General features: G+C 64.3%; 23 protein-coding genes and 1 pseudogene. 12 read left to right on the top strand and 12 right to left on the bottom strand.

All coding sequences use genetic code 11. The features are described from left to right. A pseudogene (locus ATE70_RS25305) lies at positions 1 to 650 on the top strand (hypothetical protein); the annotation flags it as partial. A 122-nt stretch (positions 651 to 772) separates the two neighbouring features. On the opposite strand, the gene rplL reads toward ATE70_RS25305, so the two are convergent. Both rplL and rplJ read right to left on the bottom strand, forming a co-directional pair. Next, complete coding sequence (gene rplL, locus ATE70_RS20905; protein ID WP_037516187.1) at positions 773 to 1,144, bottom strand: 50S ribosomal protein L7/L12; 372 nt, start codon at positions 1,142 to 1,144, stop codon at positions 773 to 775. A 59-nt stretch (positions 1,145 to 1,203) separates the two neighbouring features. Then, positions 1,204 to 1,719, bottom strand: coding sequence for a 50S ribosomal protein L10 (gene rplJ, locus ATE70_RS20900; protein WP_037516086.1), 516 nt, complete (start codon positions 1,717 to 1,719; stop codon positions 1,204 to 1,206). Between the two features lie 484 nt (positions 1,720 to 2,203). On the opposite strand from rplJ, the gene ATE70_RS20895 reads away from it, so the two are divergent. The 6 genes from ATE70_RS20895 to ATE70_RS20870 all read left to right on the top strand — a co-directional run bounded on the left by ATE70_RS20895 (position 2,204) and on the right by ATE70_RS20870 (position 5,077). Further along, the gene (locus tag ATE70_RS20895) at positions 2,204 to 2,647 is read left to right on the top strand and encodes an acetyltransferase (RefSeq protein ID WP_058539487.1); all 444 of its coding nucleotides are present in this window, start codon (positions 2,204 to 2,206) and stop codon (positions 2,645 to 2,647) included. Between the two features lie 99 nt (positions 2,648 to 2,746). Beyond that, positions 2,747 to 3,352 (top strand): PadR family transcriptional regulator, encoded by a 606-nt coding sequence (locus tag ATE70_RS20890; RefSeq protein ID WP_231732786.1) that lies wholly within the window; start codon positions 2,747 to 2,749, stop codon positions 3,350 to 3,352. Further along, complete coding sequence (locus ATE70_RS20885; protein ID WP_058539486.1) at positions 3,352 to 3,669, top strand: DUF2218 domain-containing protein; 318 nt, start codon at positions 3,352 to 3,354, stop codon at positions 3,667 to 3,669. The genes ATE70_RS20890 and ATE70_RS20885 overlap by 1 nt, the downstream gene beginning before the upstream one ends. A 222-nt stretch (positions 3,670 to 3,891) precedes the next feature. Then, positions 3,892 to 4,416, top strand: a complete 525-nt coding sequence (locus ATE70_RS20880; protein WP_058539485.1) for a DUF2975 domain-containing protein — start codon at positions 3,892 to 3,894, stop codon at positions 4,414 to 4,416. After that, positions 4,416 to 4,625, top strand: a complete 210-nt coding sequence (locus tag ATE70_RS20875) for a helix-turn-helix domain-containing protein (RefSeq protein WP_058539484.1) — start codon at positions 4,416 to 4,418, stop codon at positions 4,623 to 4,625. Before ATE70_RS20880 ends, ATE70_RS20875 begins: the two co-directional genes overlap by 1 nt. Before the next feature lie 191 nt (positions 4,626 to 4,816). Next, on the top strand, positions 4,817 to 5,077 hold the full coding sequence (locus ATE70_RS20870; protein WP_058539502.1) for a TFIIB-type zinc ribbon-containing protein: 261 nt from the start codon (positions 4,817 to 4,819) through the stop codon (positions 5,075 to 5,077). Between the two features lie 2 nt (positions 5,078 to 5,079). Here the strand turns inward: ATE70_RS20870 and ATE70_RS20865 are convergent, their stop codons facing one another. After that, entirely contained in the window at positions 5,080 to 6,480 is a 1,401-nt protein-coding gene (locus tag ATE70_RS20865; protein ID WP_058539483.1) for an amino acid permease, read from the bottom strand. Positions 6,481 to 6,596: 116 nt separating this feature from the next. Beyond that, the gene (locus tag ATE70_RS20860; protein WP_058539482.1) at positions 6,597 to 6,884 is read right to left on the bottom strand and encodes a 4a-hydroxytetrahydrobiopterin dehydratase; all 288 of its coding nucleotides are present in this window, start codon (positions 6,882 to 6,884) and stop codon (positions 6,597 to 6,599) included. A 51-nt stretch (positions 6,885 to 6,935) separates the two neighbouring features. On the opposite strand from ATE70_RS20860, the gene ATE70_RS20855 reads away from it, so the two are divergent. The 4 genes from ATE70_RS20855 to ATE70_RS20840 are packed head-to-tail and all read left to right on the top strand — an operon-like array spanning position 6,936 to position 8,996. Further along, positions 6,936 to 7,364, top strand: coding sequence for a metallopeptidase family protein (locus ATE70_RS20855; protein ID WP_058539481.1), 429 nt, complete (start codon positions 6,936 to 6,938; stop codon positions 7,362 to 7,364). Next, entirely contained in the window at positions 7,361 to 7,945 is a 585-nt protein-coding gene (ccmA, locus tag ATE70_RS20850) for a heme ABC exporter ATP-binding protein CcmA (protein ID WP_058539480.1), read from the top strand. Before ATE70_RS20855 ends, ccmA begins: the two co-directional genes overlap by 4 nt. Then, complete coding sequence (locus ATE70_RS20845) at positions 7,942 to 8,589, top strand: heme exporter protein CcmB (protein WP_058539479.1); 648 nt, start codon at positions 7,942 to 7,944, stop codon at positions 8,587 to 8,589. The genes ccmA and ATE70_RS20845 overlap by 4 nt, the downstream gene beginning before the upstream one ends. After that, a complete protein-coding gene (locus tag ATE70_RS20840) occupies positions 8,586 to 8,996 on the top strand; it encodes a VOC family protein (protein WP_058539478.1) in 411 nt (136 codons plus the stop codon). The genes ATE70_RS20845 and ATE70_RS20840 overlap by 4 nt, the downstream gene beginning before the upstream one ends. 30 nt (positions 8,997 to 9,026) lie before the next feature. On the opposite strand, the gene ATE70_RS24980 is transcribed toward ATE70_RS20840, so the two are convergent. The 8 genes from ATE70_RS24980 to ATE70_RS20805 all read right to left on the bottom strand — a co-directional run bounded on the left by ATE70_RS24980 (position 9,027) and on the right by ATE70_RS20805 (position 15,429). Then, entirely contained in the window at positions 9,027 to 9,437 is a 411-nt protein-coding gene (locus tag ATE70_RS24980; protein ID WP_058799912.1) for a hypothetical protein, read from the bottom strand. A 383-nt stretch (positions 9,438 to 9,820) separates the two neighbouring features. Next, entirely contained in the window at positions 9,821 to 10,519 is a 699-nt protein-coding gene (gene rplA, locus ATE70_RS20835) for a 50S ribosomal protein L1 (protein WP_037516057.1), read from the bottom strand. Between the two features lie 4 nt (positions 10,520 to 10,523). Then, positions 10,524 to 10,955 (bottom strand): 50S ribosomal protein L11, encoded by a 432-nt coding sequence (gene rplK / locus ATE70_RS20830; RefSeq protein ID WP_058539477.1) that lies wholly within the window; start codon positions 10,953 to 10,955, stop codon positions 10,524 to 10,526. A gap of 273 nt (positions 10,956 to 11,228) precedes the next feature. Then, on the bottom strand, positions 11,229 to 12,158 hold the full coding sequence (locus ATE70_RS20825) for an acyl-CoA thioesterase (RefSeq protein WP_082639448.1): 930 nt from the start codon (positions 12,156 to 12,158) through the stop codon (positions 11,229 to 11,231). 54 nt (positions 12,159 to 12,212) lie between these two features. Then, positions 12,213 to 12,749: a transcription termination/antitermination protein NusG gene (gene nusG / locus ATE70_RS20820; protein WP_037516051.1), complete on the bottom strand. Its 537-nt coding sequence runs from the start codon at positions 12,747 to 12,749 to the stop codon at positions 12,213 to 12,215. A gap of 34 nt (positions 12,750 to 12,783) precedes the next feature. Continuing rightward, positions 12,784 to 12,981, bottom strand: coding sequence for a preprotein translocase subunit SecE (secE, locus tag ATE70_RS20815; RefSeq protein WP_037516049.1), 198 nt, complete (start codon positions 12,979 to 12,981; stop codon positions 12,784 to 12,786). Between the two features lie 436 nt (positions 12,982 to 13,417). After that, entirely contained in the window at positions 13,418 to 14,749 is a 1,332-nt protein-coding gene (locus tag ATE70_RS20810) for an MFS transporter (protein ID WP_156419735.1), read from the bottom strand. A 74-nt stretch (positions 14,750 to 14,823) separates the two neighbouring features. Then, positions 14,824 to 15,429, bottom strand: a complete 606-nt coding sequence (locus ATE70_RS20805; protein WP_058539475.1) for a TetR/AcrR family transcriptional regulator — start codon at positions 15,427 to 15,429, stop codon at positions 14,824 to 14,826. 141 nt (positions 15,430 to 15,570) lie between these two features. Here ATE70_RS20805 and ATE70_RS20800 point away from each other — a divergent pair, with 141 nt between their 5' ends. Next, on the top strand, positions 15,571 to 16,725 hold the full coding sequence (locus tag ATE70_RS20800; RefSeq protein WP_058539474.1) for an efflux RND transporter periplasmic adaptor subunit: 1,155 nt from the start codon (positions 15,571 to 15,573) through the stop codon (positions 16,723 to 16,725). Positions 16,726 to 16,729 lie beyond the last annotated feature (4 nt).

The raw sequence follows: 16,729 nt of genomic DNA, 5'->3' as shown, positions 1-16,729 counted from the left end.
AGGCTCCCTTGATCGAGGAAGCCACGCCGATCGCCGCCCCGATGGCAGCGCCGGCCGAACCGATCGCCGAGCCCACGCCGCTGCCCACCGAAACAACGAGCACGACCGGCGATGCTTTCCCGTGGGAGATCGCCGGCGGCGCAGCCGCGCTGCTGATCATCGGCGGCGCCGGATTGGCCTTCGCTCGCCGCCGCCGCGCGGTCGGTGCGGAAGCCGCGGCGTATGAATATGAGCCCGCGTCCGTTGCCGCAGCCGAGCCGGTGACCGGCGAAACGCAGCCGTGGATCACGCCCGCCTATGCCCCGCCCGAAGAGGAAGAAGTCGCGCCGCGGACGGTTCCCGCCTTTGTCGCCGCGCCGAGCGGAAGCATGGGTCGTCACGAAGCGATGGCGATGGCCGGGCCCACCGACGACAATCCCTTTGCGACGCTCAGCAAGCGGCTGAAGCATGCGCGTTTCCTCGATCGCCAGGAACGCACCGCCTATGACGAGACGCTCGGCGCGCAGAAGGACATGACCCGCAAGCCGGTCAGCGCTTGGGAAATCGCCCAGCGCCCTGCCCCGGCGACGCAGGAACAGGATGTGCGCCGCCCCGAACCCGCGCGTGTCCGCACCTCGACCAGCTTCCGCCCGGGCTATTCCAAGAGCTGAGCGCCGATCATCCGCGGTGGTCCCCTCACCGCATAGAAAAAGGGCGGTGCCTCGCGGCGCCGCCCTTATTCTTTTTAGCTGGAACCCGGCCGGATGAACCGGCCGGAACCCATCCAACCGAATTACTTCAGTTCGACGGTGCCGCCGGCAGCGAGAATCTTGGCCTTCAGCTCTTCAGCTTCCGCCTTGTTCACGCCTTCCTTGATGGCCTTCGGTGCGCCTTCGACGAGTGCCTTGGCTTCGCCCAGACCCAGGCCGGTGATCGCACGGACTTCCTTAATCACGTTGATCTTGTTGCCGCCGTCACCCGTCAGGATGACGTCGAATTCGGTCTGCTCTTCAGCAGCCGGGCCAGCAGCGGCAGCAGCCGGAGCGGCAGCAACAGCAGCGGCAGCCGAAACGCCCCACTTTTCTTCGAGCAGCTTCGACAGGTCAGCCGCTTCGAGGACGGTCAGCGCCGACAGTTCTTCAACGATCTTTGCAAGATCAGCCATGTTCATTCTCCATCAGAACCGGGATATCCCGGTAGTAAGTTTAAAGGGTTAGTTCGAAATCACGCTGCTTCTTTGGCGGCATATGCGCCAAAAACCCGCGCCAACTGGCCCGCCGGGGCTGCGGCAATCTGCGCAACCTTGGTGGCCGGAGCCTGCACCAGACCGATGATCTTGGCGCGGAGCTCGTCGAGCGAGGGAAGCGAAGCAAGCGCCTTCACGCCATCTACGTCGAGGACCACGTCGCCCATGCCGCCACCAACGATTTCAAGCTTGTCGTTGGTCTTGGCAAATTCCACGGCGATCTTCGCAGCCGAGACCGGGTCGGTCGAGGTTGCGAGGGCCGTGGGACCGGTCAGCAGTTCGCCGATACCGGTGTAGGACGTGCCATCGAGCGCGATTTTGGCAAGACGGTTCTTCGTGACGCGAAAGTCGGCCCCTGCATCGCGCATCTGCTGGCGCAGCACCGTCGACTGAGCGACGGTCATGCCGAGGTTGCGGACGACCACAACAGCAGCAGCTGATCCCAGCGTAGCGTTCAGCGAGGATACGGCTTCGGCCTTTTCCGTACGATCCATGCCTATACTCCACTCATCTGCCCGGATGCGCGCACGCCGAAACGCACGCGCCGCCGGGCGGCTAACACACGCAAATGCCGGCGCGAGCCAAGGCTCACCTGCATTTGCGCAACGATGTCCGATGGGGTCGGTCAAGACGCGTCGCCTGATCAAACAGGCGGGCGACCGAAAAAGACTGTTCCCCGTCTCGGCTGGAAATTAAGAAGGGCAAATCCCCTTCACCAACTGTCTCGGACGGAATTGCCAAGGCCAAAGCCCAGACAACACGGGGGCGCTAATAGCGTCGATGGGCGCAGAGTCAAGGTGTGATAGGGACTGCCCTACCCCTCATCGTCACCCCGGACTTGATCCGGGGTCCATCGAACTGTCGCCCGGTAAACGGATCCCGGATCAAGTCCGGGATGACGATATTAGGAATGGCGGCTCTCTAGCTAAAGCGGAAAGGAAACTTGGCGCGGGGGCGGAGCTTCCTTATGGCACCGCCATGATCCGGATCCGACCATCGTCACCCGCCGACGGAGAACGCGCCGTCGAGATCTGGCGCGACGCCGTCGATGCGACGCACGACTTCCTGACGGCCGAAGATCGCGCCGCGATCGAAGCCGAAGTCCGGGGCTTCCTGCCCGCAGCATCGCTCTGGCTCGCGGTCGACGCCGATGACCGTCCGATCGGCTTCATGCTGCTCGACGGATCGAGCATGGAGGCGCTGTTCATCGATCCCGCATATCGCGGGGCCGGTATCGGGCGGGCACTGGTCGCGCATGCGCTGGAACGCCATCCGACACTTACGACCGAAGTGAACGAGCAGAATGGTCAAGCGGTCGGCTTTTATGAGCGCCTGGGTTTCGTGCCCACCGGCCGGTCGGAGCGCGATGGCCAGGGGCGGGCCTATCCGCTGATCCACTTGCGCTTCACACGCCAAAGCTGATCGCCCCGTATGTCCGTCGAGAATTTTTCCCGAAGCCCCTTGCGCATCCTTTCTTAAGATATATCTTAGACGCATCTAGAATCACTCTAAGGAACGAAAATGATATTCTATGCGAAAATGGATGGCCGCGGTTGCGGCGGGCGGCATGCGATGCATCGCGGCGGACGCGGCTTTGGCCACGGGTTCGGGCATGGCTTTGGCGGCGGGGGCCGCCGCGGCGGCGGCCGGGGCGAGCGCGGCGAGCGCCGCCGGATGTTCGATGGCGGCGAGCTGCGGCTCGTATTGCTCAAGCTGATCGCCGACGAGCCGCGCCACGGCTACGACCTGATCCGCCACATCGAGGAGCTGACCGGCGGTTCCTATGCGCCGAGCCCCGGCGTCATCTATCCGACGCTGACGATGCTCGACGACATGGGCCTGATCGAAGCGCAAGAGAGCGACGGCGCGAAAAAGCTGTTTGCGATCACCGACGCAGGACGCGCCGAACTCGACGCCAATAGCGAGATCGTCGAAGCCGCGATCACACGCCTGACCGCGGTCGGGGAAGAAACGCAGCGCACGGACTCGGCTTCGGTGCGCCGCGCGATGGGCAATCTGCGGCAGGTTCTGATGAACCGGCTCGGCGACCGCGATCTCGACAATGCCGCGTTGCACGACATCGTCGCGCTGATCGACGAGGCGGCGCAAAAGATCGAGCGGCTGTGATGAGCAGCGCGATCGCCAGCGTGCCCACGAGCCACGCGAGCAAATATCTGCAGCAGCTGTGCAAGCATTGGCAGCACAATCTCGTCGTCGAATTCACCGCAGACCACGGCACCGTGACCTTCCCCAAGGATGCGCGCGGTGCCGAATGGACGAGCGACGCGCTGGTGACGTTCGATGCGGGCGCCGACGCACTGTTGGCCCGCATCGACGCCAGCAACGCCGAGCATGTCGAGGCGATGAAGGACGTGGTGGCGCGCCACCTCGACCGCTTCGCCTTTCGCGAGGCGCCGTTGACGTTCGACTGGCAGGCGGTTTGACCCTCTTCCCTTCGTCATCCCGGACTTGATCCGGAATCCACAGCGCCCTCGCCGGAAGCACGGCACATGCCGTCATGGACCCCGGATCAAGTCCGGGGTGACGCTGGAGGACGTGCCGATGGTCACAGATGCGGCAGATTATCGTTTTTCGATATTATCGATTGACGATAAGAAAGACTCGAAATATATTGTTCTTCGATAAGCAACCTATCGGAGAACGATATGCCTGTTCCCAACAACACCCTGCTCGGCGCGACGCGCGGGCTGCTCTGGCTGATCCTTGGATTGATCGTGGCGTCCGCGCTGCTCGTCGTCGGCGTCGCAATCGCACTGATCGTCGCCTGGCCCGAGGTCATGGAGGGCTTTCGCGGCAGCCCCGAACTCATCGACGTCACGACGCTACGCTTCCCGGTCGGCGTGCTGATGCTGCTGCTCTTCGCGATCCTTGCCGCCGCAGCCTATATGATCCGCCAGTTCCAGGCCCTCGTGGCGAGCGCGGCGCGCGATCCCTTCGTCCCGGCCAATGCCGGGCGGCTGCGTCGGATCGGCTGGGCGCTGGTCGTCACGCAGTTGCTCGCAATCCCGCTCCAGTGGACCGCCGGCAACATCGCGAAAGCGGGCAGCGACTTGGCCGACATGGGGGGCATTTCGCTCGGTAGCCTGCTCGCGATCCTCCTCGCCTTCGTCCTCGCCGCGGTCTTCGAACAGGGCACCGCGATGCGCGACGAACTGGAAGGGACTGTGTGATGGCGATCGTCGTGAAACTGGATGACCTGCTCCACGCCAAGCGGATGACGCTGACCGACCTGTCGGACCGCATCGGCATCACGCTCGCCAACCTGTCGATCCTCAAGACCGGCAAGGCGAAGGCGATGCGCTTCTCGACGCTCGAGGCGATCTGCACCGAACTCGATTGCCAGCCCGGCGACTTGCTGGCGTTCGAAGCCGACAGCTGAACAGAGCACGGCGAAACTCGGCCCCGCCCCGCCTCCCCGGTCGGAGCGGGGCCTTTTCTGTTTGCGGAACGCACGGTGACTATGACACGTTAGAAGGACGGCGGCCCCTTCCGGCCGCCTTTGCCTTGAAAGGAAACTTCGTGTCCGATGCCCCGGGGCTGCTTTGCCCGACCTGCCGCGTGAACCTGACCATGTCGGAACGGCAGGGAATCGAGATCGACTATTGCCCCCAATGCCGCGGCGTCTGGCTCGATCGCGGCGAACTCGACAAGATCATCGAGCGCAGCGAAGCCGCCAGCACCCCCGCGCCCGCGCCGCGCGCATCCGCTCCTCCCCCGCCGCCACAGCAGCAGCCCGAGTATCGCGAGCGCGGTTATGACGACCGCCATTACGGCGGCAAGCCGTACAAGAAGAATTACAAAAAGAGCTTCCTGAGCGAGCTGTTCGACTAGGATTAACCGACGACGGCGTGTCGGCGGGCGTAGAGGAAATAGACGCCCAGCCCGCCGACATTCCACACGAGGAACCAGAGCTGCGTCTGCACCGGCAGGCTGAAGAAGAGATAGATGCAGCCGAGCACCGCGATGCCGCCGACGACCCATGGCATGGGCGCGCGGAAGGTACGCGGCGCATCGGGCGCGCGGCGGCGCATGATCAGCATGCAGATCGACACCGCGGTGAAGGCCGCGAGCGTGCCGGCGTTGGCGAGCGCGGCGAGTTCGCCGAGCGGGATGAAGCCCGCGAGCACCGCAACGACGAGCGCGGTGAAAATTGTGATCCGCACCGGCGTCCCGCGCGACGACAGCTTGGCGAGACTCGCGGGCAGCAGCCCGTCGCGCGCCATGGTGAAGAAGATGCGGCTCTGGCCATAGAAAAAGGCGAGGATGACCGTCGGCAGCGCGATGATCGCCGAGACGGCAAGATATTGCGCCGCGAGCGGGCTGCCGAGTTCGCGCAGGATCAGCGCCAGCGGTTCGGGGCTGTTGGCAAAGCGCGTGTAGGCGATCGCGCCAACCGCGGCGACCGCGACGGCGATATAGATGATGACGCAGGCGAACATCGACCCGACGATCCCGATCTTGAGATCGCGGTCGGGGTTCTTGGCTTCTTCGGCGGCGGTCGCGATCGCGTCGAAGCCATAGAAGGCGAAGAAGATGATCGCCGCCGCGGCCATCACGCCGCGTTCGACGCCGTCGGGCCCCATATGCTTGGCAAAGCCATAGGGGCTGAAGGGTTCGAGATTGGCGGCGTTGAAGGCGGGCAGCGCGACCGCGACGAATACGACAAGCGCGACGATCTTCACCAGCACGAGGATCGCGTTCAGCGTTGCGCTTTCGCGTGTGCCGACGAGGAGCAGGCCCGCGACCACCGCGATGATCGCGATCGCGGGCAGATTGACGATGCCGCCGAGTTCGGGTCCCTGCATCAGCGCCATCGGGAAGCCCGCCCACGCCTGTAGCAAGGGCGCGGCATAGCCCGACCAGCCGACCGCGACCGCGCTGACGACAAGCGAATATTCGAGGATCAGGCTCCACCCGACCACCCATGCGAGAAGCTCGCCGATCACGACATAGGAGTAGGTATAGGCGCTGCCCGAAGCGGGGATCATCGTCGCCATTTCGGCATAGGCGAGCGCGGCGCAGGCGCAGATCAGCCCCGCGATACCGAAGGACAGGATGACCGCGGGGCCCGCCTTGTCGGCGCCGACCCCAATAAGCGTCAGGATACCCGTGCCAACGATCGCCCCGACGCCGAGCGCGATGAGATGCGGCCAGCCCAGTGTCCGCGCCAGCGCCTGCTCGCCCTCCCGCCGTTCCGGAACGATCGGTTTGCGGCGGAACAGGCTGTCGGTCATGCGATGGGCTCCCCTGGGGCGTTATGCTGTGCTTTGCGCTGCTTGTAAGCAGCCGGAAACGCAGCGCAACCCCAGCCCAACATCGTCATTCCCGCCTTCGCGGGAATGACGAAGAATTAAAGCAGCGCCTCAATCGCTTCCGCCAGCTTCGCGTCGCGCTCCGACAATCCGTCGGCGTCGTGCGTGGTCAGCAAAATATCGACGCGGTTGTAGACGTTCGACCATTCGGGATGATGGTCCATCTTTTCGGCAATGATCGCGACGCTTGTCATGAAACCAAAGGCTTGCGCGAAATCGGCGAATTTGAACTGACGCGTGATCGCATCGCGTTTCGGTTCGTGCGTCCATCCGGGAAAGCGGCCGAGGAGCGCGCTGCGCGCTGCATCGTCGAGTTTCCGTACCATCTTCTTTCTCCCGCTGGTCAATGTGTCGCGCTCGCCATAAGGAAGGGCGCGATGAGCGACAAGTCTGCCCTGCCCGATTTGCCTGCCGGATGGACCGGCGGCGCACCCGACGCCGATGCGCTGTTCGCGATGGCCGAGGCGGCGCTGGCGACGATGCCCGCGGTGTTTGCCCCGCATATCGAGGGGGTGGTCGTCTCCATCGAGGAATTCGCGGACGATGAGGTGCTTGCCTCGCTCGACATCGAACATCCTTATGAGCTCACCGGGCTTTACGAAGGCCGCCCGCTCACCGAACGCAGCATCGGCGAAAGCGGCGGCATGCCCGACCGCGTGACGCTCTATCGCATCCCGATCCTCGTCGAATGGATCGAGACCGGCGAGCGGCTCGACACGCTCGTGCGCCATGTGCTGATCCACGAGATTGGGCATCATTTCGGCTTTTCGGACGACGATATGCACGCGCTGGAAGACATGGCGTGAGCGAATTGCTCCGGCTGGACAGCGTGGCGTGCATTCGCGGCGACCGGCTGCTGTTCGAGAATTTGTCGCTGACGTTGAACCGTGGCGACGCGCTGTGGCTGCGCGGCCCCAACGGCGCGGGCAAGTCGAGCCTGATCCGCCTCGTCGCGGGGTTGCTGCGCCCCACCGCGGGAACCGTCGCGCGCCGCGAGCGGATTGCACTGATCGACGAGGCATCGGCGCTCGATACCGAGCTGCCGCTGCGCCGTGCGCTCGATTTCTGGGCGCGGGTCGATACGGTCGATGGGCATACGGTCGATCGCGCGATGGACGAGATGGCGCTGGCGCCGCTCGCCGAGGTGCCGGTGTCGATGCTCTCGACCGGCCAGCGCAAGCGCGCCGCGATGGTGCGTGTGATCGCGAGCGGCGCGCCGATCTGGCTGCTCGACGAGCCCGCGAACGGCATGGACGATGCGGCGCAGGCGCGGCTGGTCGCTGCCATCGCAAAGCATCGGAGCAACGGCGGGGCGGTGCTGCTCGCGTCGCACTTTGCGCTCGGCATCCCCGATCTGGCGGAACTCGACATGGGTGCGCTCACTTGACCGCGTTGATCGCCATCTTCTGGCGCGATCTGCGCCGTGCATGGGGCAGCGGGGCGCTGTGGTTGCCCGTGCTCTTCTTCCTGCTCGTTGCGAGCGCCTTCCCCTTCGCCGTGGGTCCCGACGCGCCATTGCTGCGCCGCGCGGGCGGCGGGATGCTGTGGGTCGCCGCGCTACTCGCAGCGCTGCTGCCGATCGACCGGCTGGTGCGCCCCGACAAGGACGCGGGCGTGCTCGACCAGCTTGCGGTGCGCGGCTTCGCCGACGAGGTAATCGCAGCGGTGAAGATCGCCGCGCATGCCATCGGTTTCGGGCTGCCGCTGATGATCGCCCTGTTCCCCGCTTCGGCGCTGCTGGCGCAGGACACGCCGCGCGTCGAACTGCTCGCGACCGGGATCGCCATCGCCATTCCGGCGCTCGCGTCGCTGGCGGTGCTGAGCGCGTCGCTGACCGCGAACCACAAGGGCGGCAGCGCGATCGGCGGGCTGCTCGTTCTTCCGCTCGCGGTGCCGATGCTGATCTTCGGCGCCGGGATGCTCGACCCGTCGGGACGCGGTGCGATCAAGCTGCTCGCGGCGACGAGCCTGCTACTCACCATGATCGGACCGTTCGCGGCGGGCGCGGCGCTGCGAGGCTTGCGCGAATGACCCGCCAGTCGCTCGCACATATCGCGCTCGTCGTCCGCGATTATGACGAGGCGATCGACTTTTATGTCGGGACTTTGGGCTTCACGCTCGTCGCCGACGACTATCAGCCGGCGCAGAACAAGCGCTGGGTGCTCGTCGCACCGCCGGGCAATCCGCCGGGCGGGGCGACGATCCTGCTGGCGCGCGCCGCCAATGAAGAACAGGCGATGTTTATCGGCAATCAGGCGGGCGGCCGCGTCTTCCTGTTTCTGCAGACCGACGATTTTCGGCGCGACTATCAGCGGCTGCTCGACAAGGGTGTGCGGATCGAGCGCGAGCCGCTCGAGGCCGATTATGGCACGGTCGCGGTGTTTCTCGACCTCTATGGCAACAAATGGGACCTGATCGAGTTTCGCCGATCGCAATAACGCTAACGACCGGTTACGGACGCTTGGTTATTATCGCTCTAATGACCAATCGTCGGCGAAGCACTCGAACGTATTATCACGCAGATAGAACAAGAAGTGCCGTTTGCCGGGCTTATCCGACGACACGTCCCGCCAATCGGGCGGCTGATTCCTCAATGGATCCACGCCCGAAACCTCATAGAATTCGCCCCATTCGGGCGCGATCGCACTGTAACGGCAATCTCCTCTGAGCCATCCCTCGTCATTTGTGGGACCCAAACGCCAGCGCTCGCTTCCGGTAAACGTCAAATGACCACGCTGACCTTCCTGTGCCTCATAGGCCCAGGGGTTCAGTAAGAAGCTCAACCTGACTGTATCGCCATGAACCGTCACCTCTTCGTCGGGATCATTCGGTTCTGCGTTCCAGTCGTGATTCAGCTTAACAAAAAGCGCTCCGTCCATTTCTACGGGGCTAACGCCTTCAATGGCAGCTTACCACCCCATAGCGGGCGTCGACTTCAAATAAGCCTTTCCTACATTATCCGGCTGTGCCAGCCTTCGTCCGGCTCTTTCATTTGGTGGATAAAAGCGGTCGCCGCCCGGCTTGCCGGTGCGACCACGGCGGGGCGCGCCGGGCGCGTCCAGAACGCCCCGGGGTCCAAATCGGGGCGCGCATAGGGCTGAACTTTACTGAACTTTGGAATATCACGCGGCCCTTGCGCCGACCCGATCGCGGACCCAACCCGGGACGACGACAGAACGCCATGGCGGTTCACCGCCCCAAACCCGCCCATAAGAAAAGGGCCGGAGTTCCCCCGGCCCTTCCCTGATTCAGTGCGTGCCTGTCAGGCGCCGGTGACGTCGGCCGTATCGACCTTCACGCCGGGGCCCATCGACGACGACAGGGCGATCTTGCGAACGTACTTGCCCTTCGCGCCGGCCGGCTTGGCCTTGACGATCGCGTCGACGAAAGCGTCGAAGTTCTGGCGAAGCTTTTCCTCGCCGAACGACAGCTTGCCGAGGCCGGCGTGGATGATGCCGACCTTTTCGACGCGGAATTCGATCTGTCCGCCCTTGGCGGCCTTCACGGCTTCGGCAACGTTCGGGGTCACGGTGCCCAGCTTCGGGTTCGGCATCAGGCCCTTCGGACCCAGCGTCTTGCCGAGGCGGCCGACGATGCCCATCATGTCCGGCGTCGCGATGACGCGGCCATAGTCGAGGTTACCCGCGAGCATGTCTTCCATCAGGTCTTCGGCACCGACCTTGTCGGCACCGGCGGCCAGCGCCTTGTCGGCATTGTCGCCGCGCGCGAACACGGCAACCTTGACGTCCTTGCCGGTACCGGCGGGCAGCGTCACGACGCCGCGGACCATCTGGTCGGCGTGGCGCGGATCGACGCCGAGGTTCATCGCGATTTCGAGCGTTTCGTCGAACTTGGCCGAGGCCAGCTCGCGAACGGTCTTCAGCGCTTCGTCGACGGTGTGCAGCTTGAGGCTGTCAACCTTGCCCTCGAGGGCCTTCTGCTTCTTGGTCAGCTTTGCCATCGGTTCAGCCCTCCGTCACTTCGAGGCCCATCGAGCGCGCGCTGCCCTCGATGATCTTCGTTGCCTGTTCGATGTCGTTCGCGTTGAGATCCTTCATCTTGATCTCGGCGATTTCGGCGAGCTTCGAGCGCGCGATCTTGCCACCGCTGATCTTGCCGGGCTCCTTCGAACCAGCCTTCAGGTTCGCGGCCTTCTTGATCAGATAGGTTGCCGGGGGCGTCTTGGTGACGAAGGTGAAGCTCTTGTCAGCGAACACGGTGATGATGGTCGGGGTCGGGGTGCCCTTTTCCATGGAATCGGTCGCGGCGTTGAACGCCTTGCAGAATTCCATGATGTTCACGCCGCGCTGACCCAATGCCGGCCCGAGCGGCGGCGACGGGTTGGCGGTGCCGGCGGGCACCTGCAGCTTGATGTAGCCGCTAATCTTCTTAGCCATGATGGCCTCCTGTCTTTCTGTCGGCCCGCCGTTTCCGGCGAGCCTCAAAATTAGCGGTCAAGCAGAAGGGCATCACCCCTTCCTCCCGCGCGGAATCACGCCCTTATCTGACGCGAAGCGGCGCCCCTACTCCGGCGTGGGCAAAAATGCAAGGGCGGCAGCCAGTCGATTCGAGAGTTCGGCGGAAAACTGCCTAACTTCACGCGCAAATCGCTTTTTCCGCCGACCGGTATCACCATCATCGAAGCACAGCGGCGCAAAATAGGACAGCGCTTATTCGGCCGCCGGATCGTAGCGGATCAGCCCTTCCTGCACCGCCGAGGCGATCAGCGTGCCGTCGCGGCGATAGATGCGCCCGCGGTTGATCCCGCGCCCGCCGCCGCTCCAGTCGCTGTCCATGACATAGACGAACCATTCATCGACGCGGATCTCATCATGGAACCACATCGCGTGGTCGAGGCTGGTCGAGAACAGGCCCGGCGTGTCCCACGTCATCCCGTGCGGCATCAAGGTCGTCGAGAGCAGCCCTATGTCGGAGGCATAGGCGAGCAACGCGCGGTGGATCAGTGGATCGTCGCCGACGGGCGAAGAAATGCGGAACCATTCATATTGCATCGTCGCCTTTTCGGACGGCGGCGGGCGGAAGGCGCGGACCTCGAACGGGTGCATACGCGCCATATGCTCGATGCGCCGATCGCTGATCTTGGGATCGACCGCGATGAAATCGGCGAAGTCCCAGCATTCCTCGGGCGGCAATATGCCCGTCATCGGAATCTGGTGCGACAGGCCTTTCTCGGGCGCCTGGAACGAGGCGGTGAGGTTGAAGATGACCTTGCCATCCTGGCGCACGACGACGCGGCGGTTGGCAAAGCTGCGCCCGTCGAAGTCGCGGTGGACGCGGAAATGCAGCGGCTTCGCCTCGTCGCCGCCGCGCAGGAAATAGGCATGGAGCGAATGGACGGACTTGCCGGGATCGACGGTGCGCGCCGCGGCGACCATCGCCTGAGCGATCACCTGCCCGCCGAAGATGCGCTGGCGGCGCGGCTTGGTGAAGGCGGGGTAAGTGAATTCGTCGGGCTCGTCCGCGGCTTCGAGATCGAAGAGGTGGACGATATGCCGGACGAGCCGCTCGCGATCGACGCTGGCGTAGATTTCGCGCGCGTGGTCAGCACGAGCCTGCATCTCTTCGGGAGTGAGGCTCATGCGCTTGTTCCGTTCGCTGGATTCCGCGCGCGCCCCGAAAGGGGCGCCGCGATATTATTTGAAGCGTTCGACCTGTTCGAAGTCGAGTTCGACCGGGGTGGCGCGACCGAAGATCGACACCGACACCTTGACGCGTGCCTTTTCGAAATCGAGTTCCTCGACCAGCCCGTTGAAGCTGGCGAAGGGACCGTCGAGCACCTTGACCTGATCGCCGATTTCGTAATCGACGCGGATTTCCTGCTTCGGACGGGCCGCGGCTTCTTCCTTGCTGTTCAGGATGCGCGCGGCTTCGGCTTCGCTGATCGCCTGCGGCTTGCCCATCGAACCGAGGAAGCCCGTGACCTTCGGCGTGTTCTTGACGAGGTGATAGACATCGTCGGTCATCGTCAGCTTGGCGAGGACGTAGCCCGGGAAGAATTTACGCTCGGCCTGAACCTTCTTGCCGCGCTTCACCTCGGTGACGGTTTCGACCGGCACTTCGACCGCTTCGACGAAATCGGTCAGGCCCATGCGTTCGGCTTCGGAAAGCACCGAATCGCGAACCTTGTTCTCGAAACCCGAATAGGCGTGAATGATGTACCAGCGCGCCATGTGTATCCGTATCCTGTCCCTGTAACCGCGGGCGTTAGCGCGCGAGCGACGTCAGCCAGCTGACGATCGCGTTGAAAACCGTGTCGACGCCGAAAAAGAACAGCGAAAGGATCGTCGTCATGATCAGCACCATGATCGTCGTCTGTACCGTTTCGCGGCTGGTGGGCCACACGATCTTGCGGGCTTCGGCGCGTACCTGATTGATGAACTCAGCCGGGCTGGTCTTCGCCATGTCGATCGTCCTGTCTTTTTACGTCAATGATCCGGGCCAGATGGGTTGCCGCCCCCCACGCGTCAAGCGCGCTTGGGGCAATAGTCCGCCCACCCTCCCCGAGCGTGTCGGCGAAAGGCGGAAGGAAAACGGCGCATCTGTCCGAATGAAAGCGGCCTTTACTTGCGCGCTGCGGCGATTGCAAGTGCGGGGTCAGGACCCGCTAATTGCGCGGTCGAGGTTTGCGGCGATTTTGTTCAGGGCAAGGAAGCGAGGCGCAGGCATATGAATATATTCCAAGGCGCGCTGACGCGGTCATGGACAAAATCGGTCAAATCCCGAAGGGACGCCGAAATGGCTTCGATATCGCCTCCGCGCGGCCTTGCAGATGGAACCACCATCCGCGGCGGCCACGCGAAGACGATATCTTCGCCATTTCGACGCCTCGACCGCGCAATTAGCGGGTCCTGACCCCAGGGCGGGACAGCGCGCGCTGCATCCAGAGCAGCAGCCCCGCCATGACAATCCAGCTGAGTGTCGGCTGGAGTGCGAACAGCAAGTGCAGTTCGCGAGCGGCGGCCTCGCCGTTCTGCGGATCGAAGCCGACCAGGTCGAGCAGAAGGTAGCTGACCGCGATCGCGGCGGCGACGCCGAATTTCTGCATCAGGTTCAACAGCGCGAAGAGAAAGGCCGACCGGTTGCGGCCGCAGCGGGCGGCATCCCGCGGGATCAGGTCGGCGAGCATCGAGTAAGTGAAGAGCAATCCGACGAACCCCGTCCCGAGCATCAGCGAGAAACCGACGGCCTGCGCGAGGCCCTGCGGTTGCTGGAACAAGGTCGCAACGAGCAGGCTGGAGATCAGGAGCCCCATCGCGATCATCATCGGCGGCTTGCCGAAGCGGCGCGCCAGAAAGGTCCACACGGGCGACGCGAAGGCCCCGCCGATGAAGCTGGCAAAGAGCAGCACCGCGCTCTGCGCGTCGAGATCGAGCACCGCGGCGGCGAAGAAGACGAACAGCGAGGTCAGCGACCCGAAGGCGAAACTGTTGAGGAACTGCACGCCGAGCAGCAGCATCAGCGGCGGGAAGGAGAAGGACGCGCGGATCTCGTGCCGCCAGCCGATCCCGGGTTCGGCCACGACCGCACGCAGCGGCACGCGGCGGATCGCAAAGAGCGCGATCGGCGCCAGGAGCAGGAAAAGGCTGGCATAGGCCATGATCCGCCCCTGCAGGCTGAGCCCCGGGATCAGGAGCTGTGCCGCCGCGGGGGCCGCAAAGGCGAGGATCAGCGCGACCTTCGCGAACCAGTCGCGCATCCCATAAAGAAGCGCGCTGTCGGCGGGCGTGCGCACCAGTGCCGACCCCCACGACAATTGCGCAACCTCGTAGATGCTGTAGCTCGAATAAAAGAGCACCATCATCAGGAAGAGCGCCGCGAAGGGCAGCCGGTCGCCGACAGTCACCAATGCGAGCAGCAGCAGCGCCAGCGGCACGATCGCGAGCAGCATCCAGCGCCGGTGCGCGCCGAGCCCGGTGCGCACGCGATCGATCATCGTACCGATGAGCGGATCGACGGCGCCGTCCCAGATCGTGGTCAGCGAGAAGAGCAGCCCGACGAGCGCCACCGAAATCACGCCGCCCTCGGCAATATATGGCGGCAGGTAGACGCTGAATGGCAAGCCCAGCATAACCGTCGGCCCTGCCGTCGCGGCGTAGGCGGCAACCGTCCGCGGGCGCAACGCCGGGGCTTCGTCGGCGCGGGCGGCCGAAGGCAGGGCAGTACTGGCCAATGCGCGATGCTCCCGAAACAGGAGCCGGCACGCTTTCAGTTATTGACAGTCATGTCAACATGGTGCGGGCCGCGCTAACGGATGTTGAAATGGGTCAGGAAAGGCTGGAGCCGCCAGTCGATTTCTTCCGGGTCGAGCCATTCGTCCTCGATCCCCATCAGCGTGCTGAGCATCGAATCGCCGACGACGATATCGAAAAACAGCCGCGCGGCCGCCTCCGGACGGTCGATGTCGGCCTTGCCGGTCGCCGCCCATTCCGCGAACAGCTCGATCAGTTCCTCGAGCGCGGGCACGTGCAGGTCGCGGTAAATCTGCATCGCGAATTCATGGTCGCGCAAACTCTCGGATATCAGCATGCGCATCAAGGCCACGGCATGCGGCGATTCCATCAGCTCGCTTTGGCGGTGTGCGTAGCTCTTCAGAATTTCGACGGTCGACAGTCCCCGGGTCGCGTCGTCATCGAGCGACCGCAGCATCGCCTCGTCGCACCAGCGCGTCGCGATCGCGCGAAGCAGCCCCTGCTTGTTGCCGAACAATTCATAGAGCGTCGCGAGCGAGCCGCCCGAGCGCTTGACGATTTCGGCGAGGCTCGTGCGCTCATACCCCTGTTCGAGGAACAACGCCTCGGCGGCATCGAGGATCGCGCCCTGCCGCCGTTCGCGTGGTGATAGCCTATCCATTTGACATAAGGCCGATTCCGACATGCTCATTTTTTATCCCCCTCCCTTGCGTTTTTTTGTAATTTAAATTACATGGCGCTTCAACGCAAGCTTTCGCGTATAAACAAATCCCGCACAACTGCGATTTTTTCAGGGGTCCATATGAGTCGCGTACGTCCTCTTGCAAGCGCCGCCGGCGCTGCGCTGGCGCTTTTGCTGGCCTCCTGCTCGTCCGAAGCGCCGCCGGCACCGCCGCCGCCCGAAGTCAATATCGTGACGGTCAGCACCCAAGCGGTGCCGAACGTCATCGAGTTGCCCGGTCGCGTCCAGGCGTATCGCACCTCCGAAGTGCGCGCGCGCGTCAATGGCATCGTCGAGCGTCGCCTGTTCAACGAAGGCAGCTATGTCCGTGCCGGGACCCCGCTGTTCCGGATCGACCCGCGCGAATTGATCGCGACCTCCAATGCGGCGCGCGCCCAGCTTGCCCGCGCGCAGGCCACGGCGGCGAACGCGCGGCAGGTGGTCGGCCGCTATCAGCCGCTGCTCGCCGACCAGGCAATCGGCAAGCAGGAATATGACGCCGCGGTCGCCGCGCAGCGCACCGCCGAGGCCGATGTGCAGCAGGCGCAGGCCAATCTGGAATCGGCGCGCCTGAACCTTGGCTATGCGTCGGTCGCGGCGCCGATTTCGGGACGCGCGCGCCGCGCCGAAGTCACCGAGGGCGCGCTCGTCAGCGCGGCCTCGGGCACGCTGCTGACGACGATCGAACAGATCGACCGCGTCTATGTCAATTTCGGGCAGTCGAGTTCGGACCTGCTCGCGACGCGCCGCGAGATGGGCTCGGGCAAGGTGAGCGCGCCGCAACTCGAGCGCGTCGAAGTCCAGCTGATCCTCGAGGATGGCACCGCCTTTCCGGTCGTCGGCCATCTCGACTTCCTCGACCTGTCGATCGACGAGGCGACGGGCACCGCCGCGCTGCGCGCCGAATTCCCGAACCCGAATGCGGCGCTGCTGCCCGGCCAGTTCGTGCGTGCGCGCATCTTTGCGGGCAACCGCGCCGACGGCGTGCTGATCCCCCAGCGCGCGGTCAAGCTGGCGGCCGACAATGCCAGCGTGATGGTGCTCGATGCCAAGAATATCGCGACCCCGCGCCCGGTGAAGCTCGGCACGATGGTCGCGGGCCAGTGGGCGATCCTCGACGGGCTGAAACCCGGCGACCGGGTGATCGTCGACGGACTGCAAAAGGTGCAGCCGGGGCAGCCGGTGCGCGTTGCGCAGCCGAAGGGAACGGCCTCGACCCCCGCGGCGAAGCGCTGACCTG

The organism is Sphingopyxis sp. H053, from assembly GCF_001468225.1.
Classification (GTDB): Bacteria; Pseudomonadota; Alphaproteobacteria; order Sphingomonadales; family Sphingomonadaceae; genus Sphingopyxis.
Note: the sequence above shows the minus strand (reverse complement) of the source record. Positions and strands in the feature narration are given on the sequence as shown.